Annotated in this window: 15 protein-coding genes; 13 read left to right on the top strand and 2 right to left on the bottom strand. The window is 40.2% G+C overall.

Features of this window, described 5'->3' with window-relative positions; genetic code table 11:
- Positions 1-74 precede the first annotated feature (74 nt).
- From H6G69_RS17555 to H6G69_RS17505, 11 genes are all read left to right on the top strand, one after another.
- Complete coding sequence (locus tag H6G69_RS17555; protein ID WP_190689841.1) at positions 75-1,301, top strand: hypothetical protein; 1,227 nt, start codon at positions 75-77, stop codon at positions 1,299-1,301.
- Complete coding sequence (gene hypF / locus H6G69_RS17550) at positions 1,291-3,807, top strand: carbamoyltransferase HypF (RefSeq protein WP_190689838.1); 2,517 nt, start codon at positions 1,291-1,293, stop codon at positions 3,805-3,807. The genes H6G69_RS17555 and hypF overlap by 11 nt, the downstream gene beginning before the upstream one ends.
- Before the next feature lie 56 nt (positions 3,808-3,863).
- Complete coding sequence (locus H6G69_RS17545; RefSeq protein WP_190689835.1) at positions 3,864-4,109, top strand: HypC/HybG/HupF family hydrogenase formation chaperone; 246 nt, start codon at positions 3,864-3,866, stop codon at positions 4,107-4,109.
- A 76-nt stretch (positions 4,110-4,185) separates the two neighbouring features.
- Complete coding sequence (gene hypD / locus H6G69_RS17540; RefSeq protein WP_190689832.1) at positions 4,186-5,337, top strand: hydrogenase formation protein HypD; 1,152 nt, start codon at positions 4,186-4,188, stop codon at positions 5,335-5,337.
- A 65-nt stretch (positions 5,338-5,402) separates the two neighbouring features.
- Positions 5,403-5,618, top strand: a complete 216-nt coding sequence (locus H6G69_RS17535; RefSeq protein WP_015111665.1) for a 4-oxalocrotonate tautomerase family protein — start codon at positions 5,403-5,405, stop codon at positions 5,616-5,618.
- A gap of 142 nt (positions 5,619-5,760) precedes the next feature.
- Positions 5,761-6,864 (top strand): hydrogenase expression/formation protein HypE, encoded by a 1,104-nt coding sequence (gene hypE, locus H6G69_RS17530; RefSeq protein WP_190689829.1) that lies wholly within the window; start codon positions 5,761-5,763, stop codon positions 6,862-6,864.
- A gap of 60 nt (positions 6,865-6,924) precedes the next feature.
- Positions 6,925-7,266 (top strand): hydrogenase maturation nickel metallochaperone HypA, encoded by a 342-nt coding sequence (locus tag H6G69_RS17525; protein ID WP_190689780.1) that lies wholly within the window; start codon positions 6,925-6,927, stop codon positions 7,264-7,266.
- A complete protein-coding gene (gene hypB, locus H6G69_RS17520) occupies positions 7,257-8,099 on the top strand; it encodes a hydrogenase nickel incorporation protein HypB (RefSeq protein WP_190689777.1) in 843 nt (280 codons plus the stop codon). Before H6G69_RS17525 ends, hypB begins: the two co-directional genes overlap by 10 nt.
- Positions 8,100-8,863: 764 nt before the next feature.
- Positions 8,864-10,255 (top strand): hypothetical protein, encoded by a 1,392-nt coding sequence (locus H6G69_RS17515; RefSeq protein WP_190689775.1) that lies wholly within the window; start codon positions 8,864-8,866, stop codon positions 10,253-10,255.
- Between the two features lie 68 nt (positions 10,256-10,323).
- Positions 10,324-11,217 (top strand): oxaloacetate decarboxylase, encoded by an 894-nt coding sequence (locus tag H6G69_RS17510; protein ID WP_190689771.1) that lies wholly within the window; start codon positions 10,324-10,326, stop codon positions 11,215-11,217.
- A 131-nt stretch (positions 11,218-11,348) separates the two neighbouring features.
- Positions 11,349-11,771 (top strand): GNAT family N-acetyltransferase, encoded by a 423-nt coding sequence (locus H6G69_RS17505; RefSeq protein WP_190689768.1) that lies wholly within the window; start codon positions 11,349-11,351, stop codon positions 11,769-11,771.
- 128 nt (positions 11,772-11,899) lie between these two features.
- Here H6G69_RS17505 and acsF read toward each other — a convergent pair whose 3' ends face one another.
- Entirely contained in the window at positions 11,900-12,976 is a 1,077-nt protein-coding gene (acsF, locus tag H6G69_RS17500) for a magnesium-protoporphyrin IX monomethyl ester (oxidative) cyclase (protein WP_190689765.1), read from the bottom strand.
- A gap of 506 nt (positions 12,977-13,482) precedes the next feature.
- On the opposite strand from acsF, the gene H6G69_RS17495 reads away from it, so the two are divergent.
- Positions 13,483-14,199, top strand: coding sequence for a heme oxygenase (biliverdin-producing) (locus H6G69_RS17495; protein WP_190689763.1), 717 nt, complete (start codon positions 13,483-13,485; stop codon positions 14,197-14,199).
- Between the two features lie 272 nt (positions 14,200-14,471).
- Entirely contained in the window at positions 14,472-15,854 is a 1,383-nt protein-coding gene (hemN, locus tag H6G69_RS17490; protein ID WP_190689760.1) for an oxygen-independent coproporphyrinogen III oxidase, read from the top strand.
- Positions 15,855-16,194: 340 nt separating this feature from the next.
- On the opposite strand, the gene H6G69_RS17485 is transcribed toward hemN, so the two are convergent.
- Complete coding sequence (locus H6G69_RS17485) at positions 16,195-18,615, bottom strand: AbfB domain-containing protein (RefSeq protein WP_190689756.1); 2,421 nt, start codon at positions 18,613-18,615, stop codon at positions 16,195-16,197.
- Positions 18,616-18,907 lie beyond the last annotated feature (292 nt).

The following is an 18,907-nucleotide window of genomic DNA, read 5'->3' as shown; positions in this document are numbered from 1 at the left end:
CAAAATTGCAACTCCAGATACACGCCAAGAAATACTAATAGTTTTAAATAATTATGAGTATTTAATTGCGGTTAATGTATATCCCTGACAATAATTATTTAACAAAGTTGTCTTCTTTACCTTTATCACCTGATGGTGCAGAGGTAATTTTAGGTACTACTCTTGAACCGCAACAATTAGCTATCCCAATAGCACCTAGTCCCATCACCATGTTTGGCCCCCGTGGGGCTTGTTTAATATCAAAAAATCAGTCTTTGTGGGTGTCAGATACAGGACATCATCGATTATTAGGATGGCGCAATTTACCCAGTGAAGATAATCAGCCGGCAGACTGGGTAATTGGACAACCAGACTTTTATCATGAAGGGCAGAATGCTAAAGGTAAGCCAGGCAGAAACACGGTTAGCGTCCCCACTGGTATTTGTGTTTGTGGCCAAGGTTTAGCGGTGGCTGATGCTTGGAATCATCGCGTTTTGATTTGGCAAAATGTTCCAGAAGATAGTAATGTGCCAGCCGATTTGGTATTAGGACAGACTAATTTTATTGATAATGAACCAAATCGCGGTACTCAAAAAGCAACTGCTAATACAATGCACTGGCCTTATGGTGTTTTCTATCATCAAGGTAAGCTATTTGTGGCGGATACTGGTAATCGCAGGTTGTTAATTTGGCAGCAATTACCCACAGAAAATGGTCAGCCTGCGGATATAGTTCTGGGACAACCAGATATGATTTCTCGGAATGAAAATGGCGGTGCTTCTGCAACGGCGGCGAGTATGCGTTGGTGTCATGATATTGCAGTTTGGCATGATAATTTGGTTGTCGCTGATGCGGGTAATCATCGTGTGATGATTTGGCAAGGCATCCCCACAGAAAATAATGCGCCTTGTGCGGTGGTGTTAGGACAAAATAGCTTTGATTTTGTGGAGATGAATCAAGGGGTATATTGGCCGAGTGGCAGTAGTTTAAGTATGCCTTATGGGGTGGCGACGACTGGGGAATGGTTGCTAGTGGCGGATACGGCAAATTCGCGCTTGCTAGGCTGGCAGAGGCCGGAATCTATATTATCATTGCAAGGTGCGATCGCATCTGCAATCATTGGGCAAAGTAGCTGTCAAAGTAAAAGCGAAAACCGCAATTATGGACTCCCGTCGCGTGATAGTTTGAATTGGCCTTATGGGGTGAAAATTTGCGGGAATACGGCGGTAATTGCTGATTCTGGAAATAATCGGGTTTTATTGTGGGGGTTTGATAACGAACCACAGAGACGCAGAGGGCGCAGAGAAGAATATGACAAGTGAAGAAATTAGAGTTAGAGGTACTGTTCAGGGGGTGGGGTTTCGTCCGACTGTTTACCGTCTGGCTAAAGCTTGCGGGTTGCGGGGCGATGTTTGTAATGATGGAGAAGGTGTATTAATTCGTGTCTCTGGAAGTGAGGAAGCCTTAGCTGAGTTTGTGGTGAGGTTACAGCAAGAATGTCCACCACTGGCAAAAATTCAAGAGTTAATCAGAACTCGATGTACAGAAGAGTTGAAGTGTGATGATTTTGTGATTTCGCCAAGTGTCAGTAACAAAATCAAAACTGACATCACACCAGATGCGGCGACTTGTCCCCAATGTCAAAAGGAAATTTTTGACCCCTTTAGTCGGTTTTACCGTTACCCTTTTACTAACTGTACTCATTGCGGCCCCCGTCTGAGTATTATTCGCGCCATTCCCTATGACAGATGCAATACCAGTATGTCTGCGTTTGTGATGTGCGCTGAATGTGCAGCAGAATATCACGATGTTGAAAACCGCAGATTTCATGCTCAACCTACAGCTTGCCATAGTTGCGGCCCTTCTGCTTGGCTAGAACGTGCTGATGGTAAACCTGTGACTGCTTCGATGTTTTCGATGATGGATGATGTGGATGCTGTTTGTACTTTGTTGCAAAAGGGTGAAATTGTTGCAATTAAGGGGATAGGTGGGTTTCATTTGGCTTGTGATGCAACAAATGAAGTTGCTGTGCAGAAATTACGTCAGCGCAAGCAACGTTATGATAAGCCTTTTGCTTTGATGGCGCGAGATTTGGCGGTAATTGAGGAATATTGTATTGTTGGTGAGAAAGAGAAGGCGTTATTAGTTAGTTCTGCTGCGCCGGTTGTTTTGTTGCGGAGGAAAGAAGAAACGAACCGCATAGACGCGCAAGCGGCTTCCCGCAGGGTAGGGCGCAAAGAGCGCGAAGGAGAGGAGGGAAGAGGAGTTACAGAGGGATTGAGTTTAAGTTCTGTAAATAATAATAGAAGCACTCAGCACTCTCCTGAAAACACTCAGCACTCTCATAAAAGCACTCAGCACTTCATAGCAGAATCCGTTGCACCAGGACAAAATACTCTGGGATTCATGCTACCTTATACGCCTTTGCATCATTTAATTCTGCGGCGGATGAATCGCCCAATTGTGTTAACGAGTGGCAATATTTCTGATGAACCACAGTGTATTGATAATGATGAGGCGCGAGAAAAGTTAGGCAAGATTGCTGATTATTTTATTTTACATAACAGAGATATTATTAACCGTGTCGATGATTCGGTTGTGCGGGTTGTTGGTGATAAATTACAAATACTTCGTCGTGCCAGGGGATATGCACCAGCACCGATTAAGTTACCGCCAGGATTTGAGGAAGTACCGCCAATTTTAGCAATGGGGAGTGAGTTAAAAAATACTTTTTGCTTATTACGTGATGGAGAGGCAATTTTATCGCAACATTTAGGTGATTTAGAAAATGCGGCGGCGTTTAATGCTTATCAGGAAACGCTGAATTTATACTTGAATTTATTTGAGCATAAACCAGAAGCGATCGCAATTGATAAACACCCCGAATATCTCTCTAGTAAACTCGGTAAAGAACTCGCCACGGCTAATCAAATTCCTCTGCTTCAAATTCAACATCATCACGCCCACATCGCTGCTTGTCTGGCAGAACATAGCATTGCTTTAAATACATCACCAGTTTTGGGTATTGCTTTTGATGGTTTGGGTTATGGCGAAGATGGCACACTTTGGGGCGGAGAATTTCTGCTGGCTGATTACCGTCAATTTCAGCGACTAGCAACATTTAAACCAGTGGCGATGATAGGCGGTGAACAAGCAATTTATCAACCTTGGCGTAATACCTACGCCCACTTAATCTCAGCAAATCTTTGGGAGCAATGTCAATCAAAATATACTGATTTGGAAATATTAAAATTTCTGAAAAAAAAGCCATTAAAATTACTCAATCAAGTTATAGAAAAAAACATTAACTCACCTCCAGCCTCATCAGTCGGGCGATTATTTGATGCGGTGGCCGCCGCTATTGGTATTTGTACTGAAGCATGTAGCTATGAAGGACAAGCTGCGATCGCTTTAGAATCTTTAGTTGATGTTAACATCTTAAACAATCATAAAGAAAAGCTAATTTATCCCTTTAATTTTAACTTTTCCGATAATATCTATTGTATAGACTCAGCACCAATGTGGTCAGCTTTACTCAGTGATTTGCAGCAAGAAATTCCCCAATCAGTCATAGCTGCTAAATTTCACCAGAGTTTAGCTCATATTACAGTAAAAATGGTTAAGCTTCTGTGTCAAGAATATCAAATTCAGCAAGTGGTTCTCACAGGAGGAGTATTGCAAAATACTATCTTATTGCAGTTAGTCGCTCAACAGTTACAAGCCTCTAATATTAATGTACTAACTCATAGCTTAGTTCCTACTAACGATGGCGGTTTATCGTTAGGACAAGCCATAATTACAGCCGCAAAATTAATGACAAATTATTAACTCTTCTTCTCTGCGCCCTCCGCGCCTCTGCGGTTCGCTATAAAAGGAAAATACAAATGTGCTTAGGAATTCCTGGACAAATTGTCGAAATTACCGACACTCAAAAAAAATTAGCCATTGTGAATGTTGCTGGTGTCAAACGTCAAGTTAACATCGCTTGCATCGTCGATGAACAACATACGCCCGAAGCTTGTTTAGGAGATTGGGTATTAGTTCACGTTGGTTTTGCGATGAATCGAATTAATGAGGAAGAAGCTGCGGAAACATTAAAGTTATTAGCAGAAATCGCTGCTATAAGTTAGAGATTTTAACGCAAAGTTACGCCAAGGTAAACGCGGAGTTACGCAGAGTTTATCCAGTAAATTAGCCCTAGATTTTATGAAATACGTTGACGAATTTCGGGAACCCGAAAAAGCAATAGCCCTACAAAGGGAGATAGAAAAAATTAGCCGCCAAATAGAAAAACATATCAAAATTATGGAAATCTGCGGCGGGCATACTCACTCAATTTTCAAATACGGTATTGAAGAAATACTGCCCGACAATATTGAATTAATACATGGGCCTGGTTGTCCAGTCTGTGTCATGCCAAGGGGGAGGTTAGATGATGCGATCGCTATCTCCCAACATCCTAACGTCATCTTGGCAACATTTGGCGACACTATGCGCGTTCCGGGTTCCAAAGACAGCCTACTGCAAGCCAAAGCCAAAGGCGCAGATATCCGTATGGTATACTCACCCTTAGATAGCTTACAACTCGCCAAAGATAACCCCAACAAAGAAGTAGTCTTCTTCGCCCTCGGCTTTGAAACCACAGTCCCCAGCACAGCTTTTACCATCCTCCAAGCTGATGCAGAAAACATACATAACTTTAGTATGTTTTGCAATCATGTATTAGTTATTCCTGCCCTCAAAGCACTATTAGATAACCCAGATTTACAACTAGATGGATTTGTTGGCCCTGGTCATGTCAGCATGGTAATTGGTACTGACCCCTATCAATTTATCGCCCAACAATATCATAAACCAATAGTTGTTTCTGGCTTTGAACCATTAGACATTCTCCAGTCAGTTTGGATGCTATTAAAACAACTAGTAGAAAACCGCTGTGAAGTCGAAAACCAATATAACAGACTAGTGGAAAAAGCTGGTAATCAAATAGCAATTAAAGCCATGAACGAAGTATTTGCTATACGCGAAACTTTTGAATGGCGTGGTTTAGGAGAACTACCAAATTCCGGCTTAAAAATTCGGACTGAATATAGCCAATTTGATGCTGAAGTAAAATTTACCATCCCTAATCAAAAAGTACCAGATCATAAAGCTTGTAAATGTGGCGAAATTCTCAAAGGAGTTTTAAAACCGTGGGAATGTAAAGTATTTGGTACAGCCTGCACCCCAGAAGCACCGATAGGTACTTGCATGGTTTCCTCGGAAGGTGCTTGTGCAGCTTATTACAAATACGGACGCTTCTCCAATTCCACGCAAAAAAAAGTAATTGAAAAACCAACAGCAAGCCTAACTTCATAACCTAATATAAGAGTGAGCAATCCGCACTCTACAACACAAAAATTTTAGGATTGGAGTAGGAATTTATGCCTTTTGTTACAGTCAAAATTGCCCGTGGTCATTCCATCGAAAAAAAACGGCATCTAGTTGAAGCTATTACTAATGCCCTAGTCACATCTTTAGATACCAAACCAGAATGGATAACCATTCACATTGATGAATTTGAACGTGAAAATTGGGCTGTCAACGGTATCTTACACTGCGATAGACATCGCGGTAGACATGATGAAACAGGCAGATAAAACCATTTAGAAGGCAGGAGGCAGAAGGCAGGAAGCAGGAGGCAAAAGATATTTATAGTTAGACTTTTACCTCTGTCACCTCTCACCTGTCACCTGTCCCCTACTAGACATCTCAATCATAAATTATTTTAATCAATTCTATATGGATTTATCATCATCAAATCAATTACAAAATTCAGTGTTTCAAAAAATTGCCCAAGCCCGCCGTCGCCAATCAAAAATTCGAGATAGTCACATAAATTTAGCACATGGTAGTGGTGGTAAAGCCATGCGTGATTTAATTGATGATGTCTTTATCCAGAGTTTTGATAATCCAATTTTGAGTCAATTAGAAGACCAAGCCAGTTTTAATTTAGCCAATCTTTTACAACAAGGAGATAGACTGGCATTTACCACAGATTCTTATGTAGTAGACCCGTTATTTTTCCCTGGTAGCGATATTGGAGAATTAGCAATTAACGGCACAGTTAATGATTTAGCTGTTAGCGGTGCAAAACCTTTATATCTTACCTGTAGCGTTATTTTAGAAGAAGGACTACCATTAGAAACCCTACGCCGTGTAGTAGCCAGTATGCAAGCCGCCGCCAAAAATGCAGGCGTGCAAATTGTGACAGGCGACACAAAAGTAGTTCATCGTGGCGCTGCTGATAAATTATTTATTAACACTGCTGGTATTGGTGTCATTCCCACAGGCGTGAATATTTCCGCACACAATATTCAACCAGGAGATGCCATTATTATTAACGGCGAATTAGGAAATCATGGCACTGCAATTTTAATCGCCCGTGGTGAATTAGCCTTAGAAACAGATATTAAAAGTGATTGCCAACCCTTACATAGTTTAGTAGAAACCATCCTCAAAGCTTGCCCTAACATTCACGCCATGCGGGATGCAACACGCGGCGGTTTAGCCACAGTATTAAATGAATTTGCCCTCACATCTAATGTTGGTATTCGCTTGGATGAAAAATCAATTCCTATTAGAGAAGAAGTCAAAGGAGTTTGTGAAATTTTGGGTTTAGACCCCTTATACTTAGCCAACGAAGGTAAATTAGTCGTCGTAGTAAAACATGATTACGCCGACAAAGTTTTAGCAGCCATGAAAACGCATCCAGCAGGCAAAGATGCTTGTATAGTCGGTGAAGTTATCGCCTCACCTCCCGGCGTTGTCTTCCTCAAAACAACCTTTGGTGCTGAACGAATTGTAGACATGCTAGTCGGCGACCAACTACCAAGAATTTGTTAAATATTACCATCTTCTTTGCGCCTTTGCGCCTTTGCGCGAGATAAAAAATTATTTGTTAGTATGCACGAATTAGGAATAACCCAAAATATAGTAGCCATCGTCACCGAACACGCCAAAGGCATGAAAGTACATAAAGTAGTGCTAGAAATTGGCAAACTTTCAGCCATTATGCCTGAAGCTATCAAATTTTGTTTTGATATTTGCTCAAAAGGCACACTTTTAGAAAATTCCCTATTAGAAATTATCGAAATCCCAGGATTAGCCAAATGCCGTCAATGCGGTGCGGAAATTGCTCTAGAAAAACCTTTTGGCATTTGCACTTGTGGTAGTGTGCAACTTGATTTAATAACTGGTGAAGAACTCAAAATTAAAGAAATAGAAATAGAGGAAATATGTGTGTAACTTGCGGTTGTTCTGATGATGCTGAAGGCAAAATTACAAATCTTCAAACAGGTGAAATTAATCACCATCACGACCATCATACCCACACTTTACCTGATGGCACTATGATTACCCATACCCATCATCACGATGAAACACCACAAATTCATGCCAAAATTCATGGCACAACTATATCTTTAGAACAAGATATCTTAGCAAAAAATAATTTATTAGCAGCCCAAAACCGGGGATGGTTTAAAGGTCGAAATATTCTCGCTTTAAATTTAATGAGTTCTCCCGGTGCAGGGAAAACAACATTATTAACTCGCACTATTAATGATTTAAAACAGCAATTACCGATTAGTGTAATTGAAGGCGACCAAGAAACCACTAATGATGCTCAAAAAATTAAAGAGACAGGCTGTAAAGTTGTGCAAATCAACACAGGTACAGGCTGTCATTTAGATGCGTCGATGATAGAAAGAGGTTTACAACAACTCAACCCGCCACTCAATTCTGTGGTGATGATTGAGAATGTAGGTAATTTGGTTTGTCCGGCTTTATTTGATTTGGGGGAACACCTCAAAGTTGTAATTTTATCTGTCACGGAGGGGGAAGATAAGCCGCTAAAATATCCTCATATGTTCCGCGCTAGTGAGATGATGATTCTTACCAAAATTGATTTATTGCCTTACGTGCAGTTTGATGTGGAACGTTGCATTGAATATGCAAAACAAGTGAACCCACATATACAGGTTTTTCAGGTGTCGGCGATGACTGGTGAGGGGTTAGATAGTTGGTATAACTGGCTAAAGCAAAAGGTAACAAGTTCGTTAATGTCAGAACTTACATAGTTATAAGTAGAGAGACATCAAGAATTGTAATTATAACAAGACAAGAGTAGAGACGTTGTATACAATGTCTCTATTTCTTATAGAAATGCTATAAGGCAATACAGTTCAGTTAAGGCAACAACTTAGACTGATGTAGGTTGGGTGGAGGAACGGAACCCAACATTCACGCATACTTTGTTGGGTTACGCTATCGCTACACCCAACCTACTATTCTTAATTAGGACAAAACAAGAGTAGAGACGTTGTATACTCATTTCTTGCACCAAGCGACTGAAGTGGCGGCTACACAGACCAAACCCTTGATTTTTCCTTAGTCCGCGTGGTGCAGCGGACGCGCGTTTGTAAAGCCACGAATTCCATTGGCTGGGGCTAGGTGCAAGATGTGAATAGATAACGTCTCTATTTCTCATAGAAATGCTAGAAGTTCTGTGGCTATAGACAATTTGACACATTTATAGTACAATAATACTATAAGTAAATATTGATTCGCAAAATTCGCGTTTATCTCACCCAGTTCACGAATGCAACTATCAACACAAGATAGTTATCCAAGTGGGCATTGCTGATTAGAGGGATGTTTTTTTGTTTCGCGCAAAGGCGCAAAAAATCGATAGTTAACCTTGCTAAAAATGCTTAATTCATGCCGCATTTATGCAACGCCTCCAAGTGTTGTTTAATTTTCCATGTCTCTTCATTTGTGATAGTTGCAATAACTAATTTTTGACATTAGTTATCTCTAAAAATTTTGCAAGAACAGGTAAAATATGAAAAATAATCTTTCCTTGCTAGAACTTATCAATATTTTCACAGAACAGCGCAACAATATTATTCTTAACCTCAAGCATTTGCAAGCAAATTATCAAAGACAAACCATTAAACGTATTCCAGGGATCAGAACTCAAGATAATACGCTACTTGAGCCTTGGCTGCAAACAGAATATATTGATAAAAGTGATTATGTTGATATGGGCATATTTGAAATTAATCGCAATACTGCCAACATTAATCTGTTAATTAAACGCCGTATCAAACTAATCAAAGCCGAAGACAAATCTCCTGTCATTGAAGTGGCAGGTTTACTGGTTAATGAATTAAATGCTTATAACAAATATACAATAATAGGCAACGGTAAAATTAATGTAAAATCATTGCAAATTAAAATCAGCAATAAATCCACATTTAATATCCTCAAACATCAAGGTGTAATTACAGCAGATAACTTTGACTATCGCCAAGAACATCTAATTAATTTAGAGATGTTCCCCCTAGTTTCTCCGGAAACAAGTTACTGCAATATCGATGGTTTATTTGATGAACTTGCCCAAATAAAAGTTATCCATAGTATTATTACTGCTCAAATGAAAGGAGAATCAGAAGTATTTTCTGATGAGCAAATGGATGATTTAAAAAACAACTATATCTCTCATAAACTTTACCCTAACTTGCCGAAAACCAATGAATATCAACACTTAGAGCAAGCCATATCTCAAGGTGAAATTGATGTCCGGGTAAGTTATAAAATTGACATTGGTAGTACAGATATTTTGAATCTAAGCAAATTATCTTCTGCTAATCAATTTCTTCAGAGACTTTATCGTGCCTACAATCAGGAAACTGGAGAAATTATCAATAAAGCTAATTGGAAGTTGGTTTTTGATCACCAGATTGCGTTTAGACACAAACTCCTATCATCTCGAATTCAAATTACCAAGGCCGATGAATTGATGCTGAAGATTTTTGATGATTTTCTCGGCATTAATCATCATGGATTAGTCAAAGCAAATCTCATAAAAGTTGGTGCAGATAGCTTGGCAAAAATGTTAGATGATAAACAATCTGGTCATCAGATTGCCAAAGAGGAAATGATTGCTGCATTAGCAGATGCTCAGGCGAAGTTGGCACAGTATACTGAGCAAATATATAGAACTAAAATTTCGCCTTTAGTATTTTATATTGGTGCTACTGGCAAGTTACCTGATAATTTCCCACAATCAGCTATAAGTGCAGCAGAACTGGCTAATCAATATCCCAACTTACAGTTTTCTAAAAATGAGAAAGCTGGCACATTCTTTGTAGGAGAAAATACTATCATCAGTATATATCCACAAACTGAATATTACACTCAACAAGTTAATGATGAGAGTGTAAGGGTGTAAAGAATATAGTGGCAGCCAGCCAAGAGGCTGTATGCTCAATAAAAGTATATTTTTACATCTAAATTATTATGTCTTCTAGCCAAAGACTGCGATCGCTACTTGCCCGTCCAGAAATTATTGTCATTCCTGGTGTTTATGATTGTCTGAGTGCCAAGCTAGCCCAAAAGATAGGTTTTGATGTTGTCGCTACTAGTGGTTTTAGTATTGCTGCATCTACACTGGGTTTGCCTGATTACGGTTTTCTGACTGCTACAGAAATGCTTTATAGTATAGGGCGAATTGCTCAGTCGCTGAGTGTGCCTTTAATTGCTGATTTAGATACGGGTTATGGCAATGCCCTGAATGTGATGCGGACTATTAAAGATGCTGTACAGTTGGGTGTGGCTGGGGTACTTTTAGAAGACCAAGAATGGCCAAAAAAGTGTGGTCATTTTGAAGGTAAGCGCGTCATCGCCGCAGCCGAACACGCCGGAAAAATTCGTGCAGCTGTTGAAGCCCGTGGTGATAGCGGTTTAGTAATTATTGCCCGGACTGATGCCCGTGCGCCACTGGGTTTAGAGGAAGCGATCGCTCGCGGTCGGGCTTACATTGCCGCCGGAGCAGATATACTGTTTGTGGAAGCACCGCAATCTGTTGCAGAATTAAAAGCGATCGCCGCAGCTTTTCCTGATGTGCCATTAGTCGCTAATATCGTGGAAGGTGGTAAAACTCCCCAAATTTCTGCTTTTGAGTTACAACAGTTAGGTTACAAAATCGCCTTTTTTCCCCTGACTGGTTTATTGGCAGTTACACAAGTCATCACAAGTTGCTTCCGTCAACTCAAAGAACAGGGAACCACAGCTAATTTGACTGACTTGGTGAACTTTCAAGATTTTCAAGAACTCGTCGGTGTACCGCAATTTCTCCAAATGGAACAGAAATTCGCCCCACAAAAGGACACATCAACCAACCCTCCGGGTTAGGGAACAGGAAATAGGGAATAGGCAACAGAAAAAACTCATAATTATGAGAATTTCTGTATTTCTACCTACGCTTACACAGTCTCTTCCCTGTTCCCTACTGCCCCTTCCCTTTCACTATTAGAAAACAAGCAATGATCACACCCCAAGCAGAAATTCAGTTCAAAGATACCCGCGAAATCGAACAAGCTAGCATTATTACTTTATATAAAGCTAATCACTGGTCATCAGCAGAAAAACCAGATTTACTCTACAAAGGTTTAATGAACTCTCACTCGCTGATTTCTGCTTGGGATGGAGATAAGTTAGTGGGTTTAGGTAATGCTATTTCTGATGGCTTTTTAGTTGTCTACTATCCACATTTGTTAGTTTTGCCTAACTATCAGCGACAGGGTATTGGTAGCGGTATCATTCAACGCCTGACAACTCGGTATGCAGGGTTTCATCAACAAATCTTAGTTGCAGATAGCACCGCCCTCTATTTTTATAAAAAATGCGGTTTTCAACGTGCTGGGAAAACCGAACCTATGTGGATATATTCAGGCAATGAACATTAATATAGGATTTACGCACAAAGTTTGTCTGTGGAGGTTGGGTGTAAGGGTGTTGGGTGTGGGGTGTAAGGGTTTTACTCCTACTCCCACCCTAGGTTACTATCTTTGACTGCAACTTGATATCAGCACTTTTAAAGCACTGTCTCCCGTGTATTTTCCGTCTCAATTGGCTTGATGAGATATAGCAGTAACATGTGCCAAACAATTGCAATCATGGGCGGAATTTTCTGGAAGAACTTCACTATACCTGGCAAATTACTTTTTTGAATTGCCGCAATTTTCAAGTTATTTTCAGAACACTGTTCTAAACGCCAGAAAAATTCGGGGTGATTTGTATTCAAGATGAGAGGAAACGCTCGTGCAGAGGTGTTGTTTGTTTCTTGAATGACTCTTTGATTGTATTTGCGCGGATGAATACCAATTACTTCATAGAATGAGGCGCGCTCAAATACTGTCATTGTATGGGTAGCAAACACAGTTAATAAGAAAAAACGCACCCACAGTTTAGCTTTCCAATCTTTCCAGAGTTTGGTCTGCGATCGCAACAATGCTTTAAAGAAATCTCCGTGGCGATTTTCGTCTTGACACCAACTCTCAAACTTACGGAACAACGGATAAAACTGATATTCTGGATGCTCCTGCATGTGCTGATGCACTAAAATATATCGCCAATAACCAATTTTCTCCGATAGGTAAACTGTGTAAATAATCCACTCTGGCGGGAAAAAGGTATATGTGCGGTTTTTCGTTAAAAAGTTTAAATCTAGTGACAGGTTCAAATCTGCCATTGATTTATTCAAAAACCCTGCATGACGAGCCTCATCCCGCGCTAAGTATTCAAATGCTTGAGATAGCAACGGGTTATTTTTTTTCAGACGACGTGATAATTCTTTAAATAAAAGAAACCCGGAGAACTCCGAAGTACAAGAACGTTCTAAAAAGTCAATAAAAGCGCGGCGTTTTTCTCCTGTAATGTGATCCCATGTTTGCTTAAACTCATCATCACGCACAAAGTGATGGCGGTTATAATCAGCCCGCAATTCCTCAATCACAGCCTTGATTTCAGCCTCGTTAGCCGAGATATCTAATTGCGCCACTGCATCAAAATCAGTGGTATAAAACCGAGGTGTTAATAATGTTTCTTTAACAGGTGCTTTAATACCTGGCTTCAGTAGTTGAGGCTCTGGAGTTGCAACTGTATTGACCATGAGACTCCTTATATAGTTTTATATTTCAATAGTTATATAAGCATAAATTTTAGTTACTCCACATCAGTTAAATTATTGAACATTAATTTTCATTAGATCACCTCAATGCCTAGTTTGACAGGGGTTAGAGCATGGTTTATCCGCTAAATAAAGTCGCTTTTAAAACAGCAAGTAAGATTATGGAAACTCTCAGGAATATAAAGAAATATTAATAGCTGTATAGTTATAAAAGTATTGATAGTTAAATGATTTTGGGAGAATAAAAATCCTCAAGAACTGTGTCGGCAGTGGTATGTGCTAGCTGAAGTGATGCCGATACGTTTCCCCTCTTCATCTAGAATAACAATCCTTTGGCTCTGGCGTGAATTCTCTTCAAAGTGCTGAGTGTCGTTAGCGGTAGCGGGGCGTTTAGCCCGTGCTGAGTCTGGAGTGTTGAGTAATTAAAACCAGCCCCTAGCCCCTAGCCTCTCGATTTAATGTAAGTCGGTGATAAAGGAATTAAAAAAATGAGTAGTAACCTAGCCGTCAAACTGCGTACTGGTACGCAAAAAGCCCACACCGCCGCCGAAAATGTGGGATTTATGAAATGTTTTCTGAAAGGTGTGGTTGATAAAGACTGCTTTGCAAAGTTTTTGGGTAACTTGTATTTTGTTTACAGTGAACTCGAAGCAGCATTAGCCAATGAGCAAAATAACCCGGTAATTGGTGGGTTGTATTTTCCTGAGTTAAATCGCCGGGCAGCTTTAGAAACAGACATGGTATTTTACTATGGCAGCAACTGGCGCAATTTAATCGCACCTTCTAACAATGGCAAAAAATACATCGCCCGCATTCAACAATTATCTGCTTATGAACCTGCATTGTTAATTGGTCACGCCTACACGCGCTACATGGGCGACCTTTCTGGCGGTCAGATGTTACAAAAAATTGCTCAATCTACCCTCAAGCTGTCTGGCTATGAGGGTACATCTTTTTACAACTTTGACCAAATTCCCGACAAAAAAGCCTTTAAAGATAAATACCGCGAAGCTTTAAACGCTGTACCAGTAGATGATACGACAGCAAACAAAATTGTTGCTGAAGCTAACTATGCCTTTAGTTTAAATATGCAAATGGCAGAAGAACTAGAAGGAAGTTTAATTAAAGCGATCGGTCAAGTATTATTTAATAACTTGACCCGTGCTAGTAATCCTGGTAGTACAGAAGCAACTGCCACTAATTAATTTTCGCAAAATTTTGCTGTTTGGTTTGAGTCAACACATCATGCACTACAACTGATATCTAAACTAGACAGCAGTTACAAGAAACAGAGATGAGAGGCGCTTAGGCTAGGGACTAGAGAATAGTAGTTTTACTCAGCATTTTCCAGGTAATTAAAGTTCTTCTCTAGCCTCTAACCCCTAGCCTTTAACCTTTATTTGCAATACAACCAAGCACTCAGGCTGATTTTTTGTGAGTTTGAAAATCTAGCCTACCCAATACATTGGAGGTTTTGATGGTATTTATATTACCAAGTGTCAAATTCGATTTGGATTTGATCAAAAAGTACGACACAGCAGCACCGAGATATACAAGTTATCCCCCAGCTACCGAGTTAAACGAAGCCTTTACAACAGAGGATTTTCATAAAGCGATCGCAGCTTCCAATCACAGAAAATCTCCGCTATCATTTTATTTCCACATTCCTTTCTGTCAAAGTGCTTGTTATTTCTGCGGCTGTAATACAGTAATTTCCAACAACAAGAATATCGCCAAACCTTATCTAGAACATTTAGCACAAGAAATCAAGCAGATGTCTACCTTGATTTCTCCCGATAGAAAGGTGTTGCAAATGCACTGGGGTGGCGGTACACCGAACTACTTAGACTTGGAACAAGTAGAATTTTTGTGGAAGAAGATTACCCAGCATTTTGAATTTGACCCCCAAGCCGAAATTTCCATTGAAATTAATCCCCGCTACGTTGATAAAGAATATATTTTCTTTTTGCGGGAGATAGGATTTAATCGCGTGAGTTTTGGTATCCAAGACTTTAATAATGAAGTCCAAGTTGCTGTGAATCGCATCCAGCCAGAAGACTTATTATTTAATGTCATGGATTGGATTAAAGCAGCCAAGTTTGATAGTGTGAATGTTGATTTAATTTATGGTTTACCTTATCAAACACTGCAAACATTTCGAGAGACAATTAGAAAGACCGTAGCCTTAGATCCCGACCGCATTGTGGTGTTTAACTTTGCTTATGTGCCTTGGTTAAAACCTGCACAAAAAAATATTCCTCCAGAAGCATTACCAAAACCGCAAGAAAAGTTAGAAATTCTCAAAATGACCATTGAAGAATTAACCAGTAGCCAATATTTATTTATTGGGATGGATCATTTTGCTAAACCAAACGATGAATTAGCGATCGCGCAACGAAATCGCACCCTACAACGCAACTTCCAAGGCTACACTACCCACGCTGGTACAGATTTGTTTGGGTTTGGTGCAACATCAATCAGTATGTTGAACGATGCTTACGTCCAAAACCATAAACAACTCAAAGAATATTATCAAGCAGTGGATAATAATGTTTTACCTGTGAGTAAAGGCATCAAACTTACTCAAGATGACATTATCCGCCGGGATGTCATTATGTGCATCATGTCTCATTTTCAGTTGTACAAACAAGATATTGAAGAGAAATACAACATCAATTTTGATGAATATTTCTCCCAAGAATTAGCAGCACTACAACCATTAGTCGAAGATGGACTACTAAAATTATCTGCCCATCACCTGCAAATTACCGACACTGGCAGATTATTAGTGAGAAATATTGCTGTAGTTTTTGATGCTCATAATCAAAAGCAAGACAAGCAATTCTCCCGTGCGATTTAACTTTAACTGGCAATGATTCCCGAAAAAATTACGAAGTCAGTTGCAATCTAAGCTCAAACTTTAATTTCGGTATCACTGTGTAAGTCCTAAGAATAAAACAGTATTAGAGATACAGCATATTTTATCTATATGAGAGGTTGTTTTAAAAGGCGATTAGAAATCGCGGCTACACAGATAAAACCATTGATTTTTCATTAGTCCACGTAGGTGGTCACTGAGCTTGTCGAAGTGCGGACTTTGCTTGTATAGTAGCGAATTATATTCGCCCAATACATATAAAAAATCTGCCGGATTTTACCCGACAGATAATGAATAAATCACTGCTGAAAATCAGCAAAATTTATTGTGACCAAGGTACAGCAATTTTGAATGATGCGTCATTCTTGTACACTGTATCAGTAGCCTGGGGGTCAATCCACAACTCATAGTTACGATGACGTAGATAGTAAGTGGGATAGTTAAAAGAAGTAAATGACACAGCAGTTGTATCGGCTAATCCAGCTTTAGGGCAAAATGTTGCATCGGCTTTAAACAAATCTGTGTTATCGTTTTGATTTAATTTCAAACGATAAGCTTGATGCCTTAAATAATAGCCGGCATTAGTTCTCGACTCAAACGAAATGCAATTAGAATTTGCCAGTCCTGAAACAAGATTCCAAGTAGCATTATTTTTTGTCAATGTATCACTACTACTACTGACTGTTTGGATATAACCGAGAGAATTTGTTTGTCCAATGTAGTAGGAGAGATTATTGAGTGATTGCAAAGATTGTAATCCACTCAAATCATCAGTTCCCGGTGTCCAAGGTGTGGCAAACTTGAAGGTAGCATCCTGCTTGTAGATACTATCAGTTCCTTGGGGATCAATCCACAACTCATAGTTACGATGGCGGAGATAGTAACTGGGATAGTTAAAAGAAGCAAATGACACAGCAGTTGTATCTGCAAGTCCAGCTTTGGGACAGAATGTCGCATCAGCCTTGAATAAATCTGTGTTGTCGTTTGGATTTAATTTCAAACGATAACCTTGATGACGCAGGAATGTACCTGCAACACTCACAGATTCAAAGGAAATGCACTGCTGATTTGCTAACCCTGGAACAATTTTATATGTGGTACTGTTCTTATCTACAGCAGTACTGTTAGCGTTTACCTGCTTGATATAGCCAAGGGCATTTGTTTCACCAACATAGTAAGTAGGATAATTGAATGCCTGGATAGACTGCCTTCTATATAGTGGTACTTGGACGTTGGGTGGCGGTACAGGGGAAGGATTACCACCTACTTGTATAATTTTGGCTACAGAAGGTACACCAGCCGAGTTAACCAAAAACAGCATATAGTAACCTGGTGGTGCAAGATTCGCGTTAGCAGGTGCTGTGACAGTAATTGTCGTCCCAGATTTGCTAAAAGATAGCGGTACTAAACGTTGGTCGAAGTTAGTTGCATGGGTAACTGCACCCAGTTTAATCAGATGACCTTTGCTAATACTGGTGGCTTCTGGTGATGTGACATTGAAAAGTTGACCGTAGTTAATGCTATTTGGTGCAGAACTAATGGTAGGACGGGTGGCAAGACTACCATTGAGATTAAACAAATAAGGCGGGGAAAAAACTTCGGCATTTTGTTCATTGTGACCAGTTGCACCACAAGGGCCACATACACCACCTGCAACTACTACACGCCCATCAGGTAATAACAAGCCTGTGGAATGATACTGACGCGGTTTAGCCATACTAGCCAATGTCTTCCACTGTCCAGTCGCAGGATTCCAAATTTCACCAGCGTAGACTGCGGTGTTCAAGTCAAACTGAGATCCTGCTTGTCCATCTTTGCCGTTGGGGTTAGAGTTACCGCCAGTGACTAAAACTTGACCATCAGCCAAAATGGTGAGGTTTTGTTGTCGTCGTCCATAGGTGAGATCCCCGGTTCTGGAAATTACAGGTTGATTGCCATTAATATCAATTGTGTAGGTACTTTTAGGTGCAGGGCCTCCACCAGCTACCAGGAATTTACCTGTGCTGTACATAGCGTAGCTACCATAGTCACGGAAAATCCCATCCCGTTCACCTACGGTGGTAATACTACCTGTACCATTGGGATTAATGTAACGCAGAGAACTTTCTGGCCCGACATAAAATATTTGGCCGTTGGGGGCTACCTGTGTCCAGGGGAAATAAGAGGTGTTATCAATAAAACCTTTGGGTAAAGCGAAAGGAATTTTGGCACTGCTTAAACTCCGCCATGTTCCAGATTCAAAGATTTCTGGTGCATCTGCATCTATAGGGTAAGATCCACCTGTTACTAGGATATTGCCGTTAGCTAATAGGGTAGAACTGGGATAATATCGCCCAGTATTCATATTTGGGTGGAGTGACCACTGATTGCTTTGATTGTCAAAGATGTGTGTGGTACTATCGGCAACACCTACAGTTCCGGTAACTGTAAATACTTTACCATCTGGTAATTGAGTGTGAGGCGCGCAAAATAATTCCTCTCCTTGTAAAGATGGGTTGGAGTTGAGTTCGGTTTTAGTGTTGGTAGTTGGATTCCAGAGGATTGTTTTGTTAGTTGCGCCTCCAAATCCGTTGTTAGTGCTATCCCAGGCGAGAACGTTACCATCTGGCATGAGTGTTAGGTGTACACCATACACTGGCCAAGGGTCAACCGCAGACCATTGACCAAGGGGTGCAGCAGATGGTGTTTGAGCATAGAGTACACCATGAGTCACAGCGATCGCTAATGCAACTATCGCTGCCATAATTTGAAAAGGCAGTTTCAATTTCATGCAAATTTTGAGATGTCTGGCAGATGCTAATTCTTACGGCAGCAAACAGGCAATAAGGAATAGGGAATAGCATTGAATGTATCTTGAATGATCTAGCCTTTTAGCAAAAAGTCTTACCTCATTTACCCGCTATCTGCTGTATATTTTTAAGATGCACAAATTCCTGGATTCCGTAGGGTAAGTATATAGCTACTACGAGCAGAAAAATGATTTTCTCCTCAATGAAATTATCAGACTCTCAAAGCAAAATAAATACCTTTTTAGA

Source organism: Nostoc sp. FACHB-110 (assembly GCF_014697425.1).
Taxonomy (GTDB): Bacteria; Cyanobacteriota; Cyanobacteriia; order Cyanobacteriales; family Nostocaceae; genus Nostoc_B.
This window is presented reverse-complemented; position numbering and strand designations above follow the sequence as displayed.

Excerpts from the sequence above, each read along its gene's own strand:
- acsF (WP_190689765.1), bottom strand. The coding sequence starts at position 12,976 with ATGGTCAATACAGTTGCAACTCCAGAGCCTCAACTACTGAAGCCAGGT.
- H6G69_RS17505 (WP_190689768.1), top strand. The coding sequence starts at position 11,349 with ATGATCACACCCCAAGCAGAAATTCAGTTCAAAGATACCCGCGAAATC.
- H6G69_RS17555 (WP_190689841.1), top strand. The coding sequence starts at position 75 with ATGTATATCCCTGACAATAATTATTTAACAAAGTTGTCTTCTTTACCT.
- H6G69_RS17545 (WP_190689835.1), top strand. The coding sequence starts at position 3,864 with ATGTGCTTAGGAATTCCTGGACAAATTGTCGAAATTACCGACACTCAA.
- hypF (WP_190689838.1), top strand. The coding sequence starts at position 1,291 with ATGACAAGTGAAGAAATTAGAGTTAGAGGTACTGTTCAGGGGGTGGGG.
- H6G69_RS17515 (WP_190689775.1), top strand. The coding sequence starts at position 8,864 with ATGAAAAATAATCTTTCCTTGCTAGAACTTATCAATATTTTCACAGAA.
- hypD (WP_190689832.1), top strand. The coding sequence starts at position 4,186 with ATGAAATACGTTGACGAATTTCGGGAACCCGAAAAAGCAATAGCCCTA.
- H6G69_RS17525 (WP_190689780.1), top strand. The coding sequence starts at position 6,925 with ATGCACGAATTAGGAATAACCCAAAATATAGTAGCCATCGTCACCGAA.
- H6G69_RS17485 (WP_190689756.1), bottom strand. The coding sequence starts at position 18,615 with ATGGCAGCGATAGTTGCATTAGCGATCGCTGTGACTCATGGTGTACTC.
- hypE (WP_190689829.1), top strand. The coding sequence starts at position 5,761 with ATGGATTTATCATCATCAAATCAATTACAAAATTCAGTGTTTCAAAAA.
- H6G69_RS17535 (WP_015111665.1), top strand. The coding sequence starts at position 5,403 with ATGCCTTTTGTTACAGTCAAAATTGCCCGTGGTCATTCCATCGAAAAA.
- hypB (WP_190689777.1), top strand. The coding sequence starts at position 7,257 with ATGTGTGTAACTTGCGGTTGTTCTGATGATGCTGAAGGCAAAATTACA.
- H6G69_RS17495 (WP_190689763.1), top strand. The coding sequence starts at position 13,483 with ATGAGTAGTAACCTAGCCGTCAAACTGCGTACTGGTACGCAAAAAGCC.
- hemN (WP_190689760.1), top strand. The coding sequence starts at position 14,472 with ATGGTATTTATATTACCAAGTGTCAAATTCGATTTGGATTTGATCAAA.
- H6G69_RS17510 (WP_190689771.1), top strand. The coding sequence starts at position 10,324 with ATGTCTTCTAGCCAAAGACTGCGATCGCTACTTGCCCGTCCAGAAATT.